The organism is Anaerorhabdus sp. (assembly GCF_036657415.1).
In the GTDB taxonomy this organism is placed as follows: domain Bacteria; phylum Bacillota_I; class Bacilli_A; order Erysipelotrichales; family Erysipelotrichaceae; genus Anaerorhabdus.
Genome location: NZ_JAVXGL010000113.1, coordinates 1 through 4,877, shown reverse-complemented (window position 1 = coordinate 4,877; position 4,877 = coordinate 1). Strand labels below are relative to the sequence as shown.

Below are 4,877 nucleotides of genomic sequence, written 5' to 3'. Positions count from 1 at the left end.
GGCACTAGATAAATCACTAGCCTATGCACGTCACTATCCAGCAATTAACTGGAATTTAAGTTATAGTGAATATTTAGATGACTTAGATCGTTGGTATGCACAAAATGTAGCCCGTGATTTTACAGCACTTCGTACAGAAATTGTTCAAATTCTACATGAAGAAAATCAATTGATGGAAATTGTAAAATTAATTGGATCAGATGTATTGCCAGATGATCAAAAATTAGTTATTGAAATTGCGAAAGTTGTACGTGTTGGATATCTTCAACAAAATGCTTTCCATCCAGATGATACATTCGTGCCATTTGATAAACAATACAAGATGCTTAAAGTAATTTCTTACTTATACGCTGCTTGTAAACCAATGATTCAAAAGAAATTCCCAATTAGTGCAATTCTTAAAACCGGAATTTTTGATTTAGTAATTAAAATGAAATATGATATTCCAAATAATAATATTGCATTATTAGATACATATTTTGATCTTATTGATAAAGCATTAAGCACAGTTGAATAGAAAGGAGGAACTTTGATGAGTCTTCAATTATTAGGATTAAATGAAATAAGTGGTTCACTTGTTGCATTAGATCATGTTGCAAATGTTTCAAATGAAGAAATGGTAGAAATTCAACTTAATGATGGTTCAATTCGTTCAGGACGTGTTGTTCAAATCGAAGGAGAAAAAGCAGTTGTTCAAGTTTTTGAAGGAACAGCTGGTTTATCAAAGAAGAATACAAAAACTCGTTTATTAGGACATCCAATGGAAATTGCCTTATCAAGGGAAATCCTTGGTCGTGTGTTCAATGGAGCTGGTAAACCAATTGATGGTTTAGGTGAAGTATATGCTGAGAAATTTGCGGATATTAATGGTAAACCATTGAATCCCGTAGCTCGACAATATCCTCGTAACTATATTAATACAGGTATTTCCGCAATTGATGGGTTAAATACATTAATTCGTGGGCAAAAACTTCCTATCTTCTCTGGAAGTGGTATGCCTCATGATAAACTTGCAGTTCAAATCGTTCGTCAAGCACAAATTGCCGACGATGATGGAAAAGGCTTTGGTATCGTGTTCGGCGCGATGGGTGTTAAAAATGACGTTGCAGATTATTTCAAACGATCATTTGAAGAAACGGGTGTTATGGAAAAGGTTTGTATGTTTGTTAACCTTTCAAATGACCCAATTATTGAAAGAACACTTACACCTCGTTGTGCACTTACAGCTGCTGAATATTTAGCATATGAATTAGATATGCATATTCTTGTAATTTTAACTGATATTACTGCGTATTGTGAAGCACTACGTGAATTCTCAAGTAGTAAAGGTGAAATTCCAGGACGTAAAGGATTCCCAGGATATTTATATTCTGACTTAGCTTCTCTTTATGAAAGAGCAGGTATTATCTCTACGTCAAAAGGTTCAGTAACGCAAATCCCTATTCTTACAATGCCAAATGATGATATTACGCATCCAGTTCCAGATTTAACTGGGTATATTACTGAGGGACAAATCGTTCTTGATCGTAACTTACATCAAAATGGTATTTATCCACCAGTAGGATGTCTTGCATCACTTTCACGTTTAATGAAAGATGGTATTGGAGAAGGATATACAAGAAAAGATCACCAAGATGTTTCAAATCAATTATTCGCATCATATGCAAAAGTACAAGAAGCTCGTTCATTAGCATCGGTTATTGGTGAAGATGAACTTTCTGATAGTGATAAAAGATATATGGAATTTGGCCGTTTATTTGAAAAAGTATTTGTTGGTCAAGGATTCGGAATCAAGCGTTCTATTATTGAAACACTAAATTTAGGTTGGGCTTTGTTATCAACATTGCCATTAGATGCACTTGATCGTCTTGACGATAAATTAATTAAGGAAAACTACGATCCTGAACGTGCTCATCGCACAATCAGTCTTGCTCTTAAAGGAGAAGAATAATGGCTACGCAAGTTTTCGCAACAAAAGGTAATTTGATGACTGCCAAAAAATCATTAGTCCTTGCTAAAATGGGTTATGATTTAATGGATAGAAAACGTAATGTATTAATTCGCGAAATGATGATGCTTGTTGATAAAGTAAAATTACTACGTGATGAAATTACAGATAGTTATCAAGAAGCCTATTATTTGTTGCAACAAGCTAACGTATCTACTGGTGTTATTACGGGGATTGCAAATCAAGTTAAAATTGATACAGGCGCTCGTGTAACGTATCGTAGTGTAATGGGTGTTGAAGTTCCTAACATTATTTATAAACCAGAAGAAATTAAAATCCAGTATGGATTTGAGCAATCATCATCAAAAGTTGATGAGGCTTATATTCAATTCAATAAAGTTAAAGAACTTACAATGATTCTTGCAGAAGTGGATAACAGTGTATATCGTTTAGCAAATGCGATTCGTAAAACACAAAAAAGAGCAAATGCTTTAAAAAATATTGTTATTCCTGATTTTGAAGCACAAATCAAATTCATATCAGAAGCTTTAGAAGAAAAAGAACGTGAAGAATTCTCACGCCTAAAGGTAATTAAGGCAAATAAAGAAAGAGAAGCTGCACAAAATAAATCAAATTAAGAAGTTGGAAACAACTTCTTTTTTTATCGTAAAAAAACAGTTTTTCTAATAGTTTGAATAATGGTAATATGAAATAAAGATTTGTTGATTTAGGACTGAGGAGAATAAGATGAGTGAAAAATATGCATTTAAAACACGTGAAGAGTTTCATCAATGGTTATTATCAAATTATATGCAAGATGATGGAATTTGGATTATCTTTGATAAAACTATAAAAAAGAACGTATTAAAAGCAAGCGAAGCTCTTGAAGAGGCTCTTTGTTTTGGGTGGGTTGATGGACAAATGAAAAGCATTGATCAAAATAGCTATATGAAATATTTTGTAAAACGCAGAAAAAATAGTAAATGGTCTGAAAAAAATAAAAAGTTAGCAATTGAACTTGAAGAAAAAGGATGTATGCAAGATGCAGGCAAAATAAAAATAATAGAGGCAATGCAAAGTGGACAGTGGGATATTAATAATACCTTAGAAGTTCTAGATAGTGACTTGAATAAATTATTAGATGTACTTAAGGATAATGAACTAGCTTATACAAACTTTCTAGCAATGTCCCCATCGATAAAGAAAACCTACACGAAAGCTTTTATGGATCCTAAAACAGAAGCCGGCAAACAAAAAAGAATTGCTTGGATTATTGATAGATTAAATCAAAATTTAAAACCTATGTAATTAAATATACAACAAATAAAAAAGTTATCATTAGATAACTTTTACATAGCTGCAACAGCTTTAATTTTGTCTTCACTTAAACGATAAACAGTCCATTCATCCATAGGAATAGCACCTAAACGTTTTGTATAAAAATCAATAGATGGTTGATTCCAGTCTAGACAAATCCATTCCATTCGACCACAATTTTTATCTATTGCGACTTGTGCAAGATATTTGAAGAATTGTTTACCATAACCGTTTTTACGATATTCTTCAAGCACAAATACATCTTCAACATATAATCCTTTTTTTCCTACAAAAGTAGAATAGTTAAAGAAATATAATGCAAAACCAACAATCTTTCCATCTTCTTCACCAAAAACAACAGTTGCGTTCTTTTCAACAAAGAGTTCGTTATATAATTGTTCATCACTCCATATAACTTGGTCACTCATTTTTTCGTAGGCTGCAATAGCACGAATATAATTGCCAACAATTGAACATTCTTCTGGCTTTGCAGGTCTAATTATAAAGCTCATTTGATTCCCTCCACTTCTTATGATAGTATACTAAAAGTCATAAAGAATATCTAGAAACTTTAATAAAAATAGCTGAAAACCCTATGAATAAAGGTTATGTGATAAAAATTACTTTGAAACATATTCAATTATGCTATAATATATTTGAAACATGGAGGAATTTAACGTGGGATTAAAAGATAAATTTTTAGGTTTCATCGCTCCAGTAGACGATGAAGATATGGAAGAAGAATTAGAATTTAGTGAAGATGAAGCTAGATCAATTAGCCAATATGAGCAACCAAAATCAAAAGGTGTTACTCGTGTTAGCAGTGATACAAAGATGGTTTTGTTTGAACCAAGAAGTTTTGAAGAAGCTGAAGAAGTTGGACGTCATTTAAAAGAAAGACGTGCTGCTGTTGTTAATTTACACCGACTTCAAAGAGAATATGCACAAAGAACAATTGACTTTTTAACAGGAGTGGTATTTGCATTAGACGGAACAATTCAAAAAATCGGTCATAATGTTATTTTATGTACTCCACGTACAATCGGTGTTCATGGCGAAATTAGCCTTGACCAAGATGAAAACTAAGAACTCATCTTATCAAGAACAACCGCGTGGGAATGAATATTTTGGCATACGTGTTCATGATTGGATTGAACAAGCAGAGAAATATCATTCACCTACAATCACACCCTTTTTGAATGAATCAGAAATGGCCATCGTTAAGAAGATTTGTGGAAACAAAATTGCTTATCGTGAAGATGGTGGGTATGATGAAGCAAATTATAAAAGAGTCATCTTCTTACCAAATAGGGAGGATGACTTTTCTCTTGTGGTTTGTCTTGTCGCAACATTTAATCCAAAATTCAATGAAATTGGGCATCGTGATGTATTAGGTGCTTTAATGAATTTGCAAATTGCACGCAATCAAATTGGCGATTTATGGGTTGAAGGAAATCGTATAATTTTGTATACAACGCATTCGCAATCAGCTTATATCCAACAAAATTGTACTAAAATTAAGCGCTCCTCAATACAATTTAATGAGTCATCGCAACATTATGCTCAAGTAATAAATAGAATAAAAAGCACTGTTTCAGTAAGCAGTGAACGG

General features: G+C 32.7%; 7 protein-coding genes. 6 read left to right on the top strand and 1 reads right to left on the bottom strand.

All coding sequences use genetic code 11. The features are described from left to right. The 4 genes from RSB60_RS10845 to RSB60_RS10830 form a co-directional block, all read left to right on the top strand. On the top strand, positions 1-517 hold a 517-nt coding region (locus RSB60_RS10845; protein WP_442879670.1), incomplete at its 5' end, for an ATP synthase beta subunit C-terminal domain-containing protein. A 15-nt stretch (positions 518-532) separates the two neighbouring features. After that, the gene (locus RSB60_RS10840) at positions 533-1,951 is read left to right on the top strand and encodes a V-type ATP synthase subunit B (protein ID WP_323381272.1); all 1,419 of its coding nucleotides are present in this window, start codon (positions 533-535) and stop codon (positions 1,949-1,951) included. Next, entirely contained in the window at positions 1,951-2,586 is a 636-nt protein-coding gene (locus RSB60_RS10835) for a V-type ATP synthase subunit D (RefSeq protein WP_323381271.1), read from the top strand. The genes RSB60_RS10840 and RSB60_RS10835 overlap by 1 nt, the downstream gene beginning before the upstream one ends. A gap of 109 nt (positions 2,587-2,695) precedes the next feature. Continuing rightward, a complete protein-coding gene (locus RSB60_RS10830; protein WP_332616301.1) occupies positions 2,696-3,256 on the top strand; it encodes a YdeI/OmpD-associated family protein in 561 nt (186 codons plus the stop codon). A 41-nt stretch (positions 3,257-3,297) separates the two neighbouring features. On the opposite strand, the gene RSB60_RS10825 is transcribed toward RSB60_RS10830, so the two are convergent. After that, positions 3,298-3,777, bottom strand: coding sequence for a GNAT family N-acetyltransferase (locus RSB60_RS10825; RefSeq protein ID WP_332491352.1), 480 nt, complete (start codon positions 3,775-3,777; stop codon positions 3,298-3,300). 166 nt (positions 3,778-3,943) lie between these two features. Between RSB60_RS10825 and RSB60_RS10820 the strand changes: the two genes are divergently transcribed. Further along, a complete protein-coding gene (locus RSB60_RS10820; protein ID WP_323381268.1) occupies positions 3,944-4,351 on the top strand; it encodes a cell division protein SepF in 408 nt (135 codons plus the stop codon). After that, on the top strand, positions 4,341-4,877 hold a 537-nt coding region (locus tag RSB60_RS10815; RefSeq protein ID WP_332616304.1), incomplete at its 3' end, for a YlmH/Sll1252 family protein. The genes RSB60_RS10820 and RSB60_RS10815, both read left to right, overlap by 11 nt.

Excerpts from the sequence above, each read along its gene's own strand:
- RSB60_RS10840 (WP_323381272.1), top strand. The coding sequence starts at position 533 with ATGAGTCTTCAATTATTAGGATTAAATGAAATAAGTGGTTCACTTGTT.
- RSB60_RS10835 (WP_323381271.1), top strand. The coding sequence starts at position 1,951 with ATGGCTACGCAAGTTTTCGCAACAAAAGGTAATTTGATGACTGCCAAA.
- RSB60_RS10830 (WP_332616301.1), top strand. The coding sequence starts at position 2,696 with ATGAGTGAAAAATATGCATTTAAAACACGTGAAGAGTTTCATCAATGG.
- RSB60_RS10825 (WP_332491352.1), bottom strand. The coding sequence starts at position 3,777 with ATGAGCTTTATAATTAGACCTGCAAAGCCAGAAGAATGTTCAATTGTT.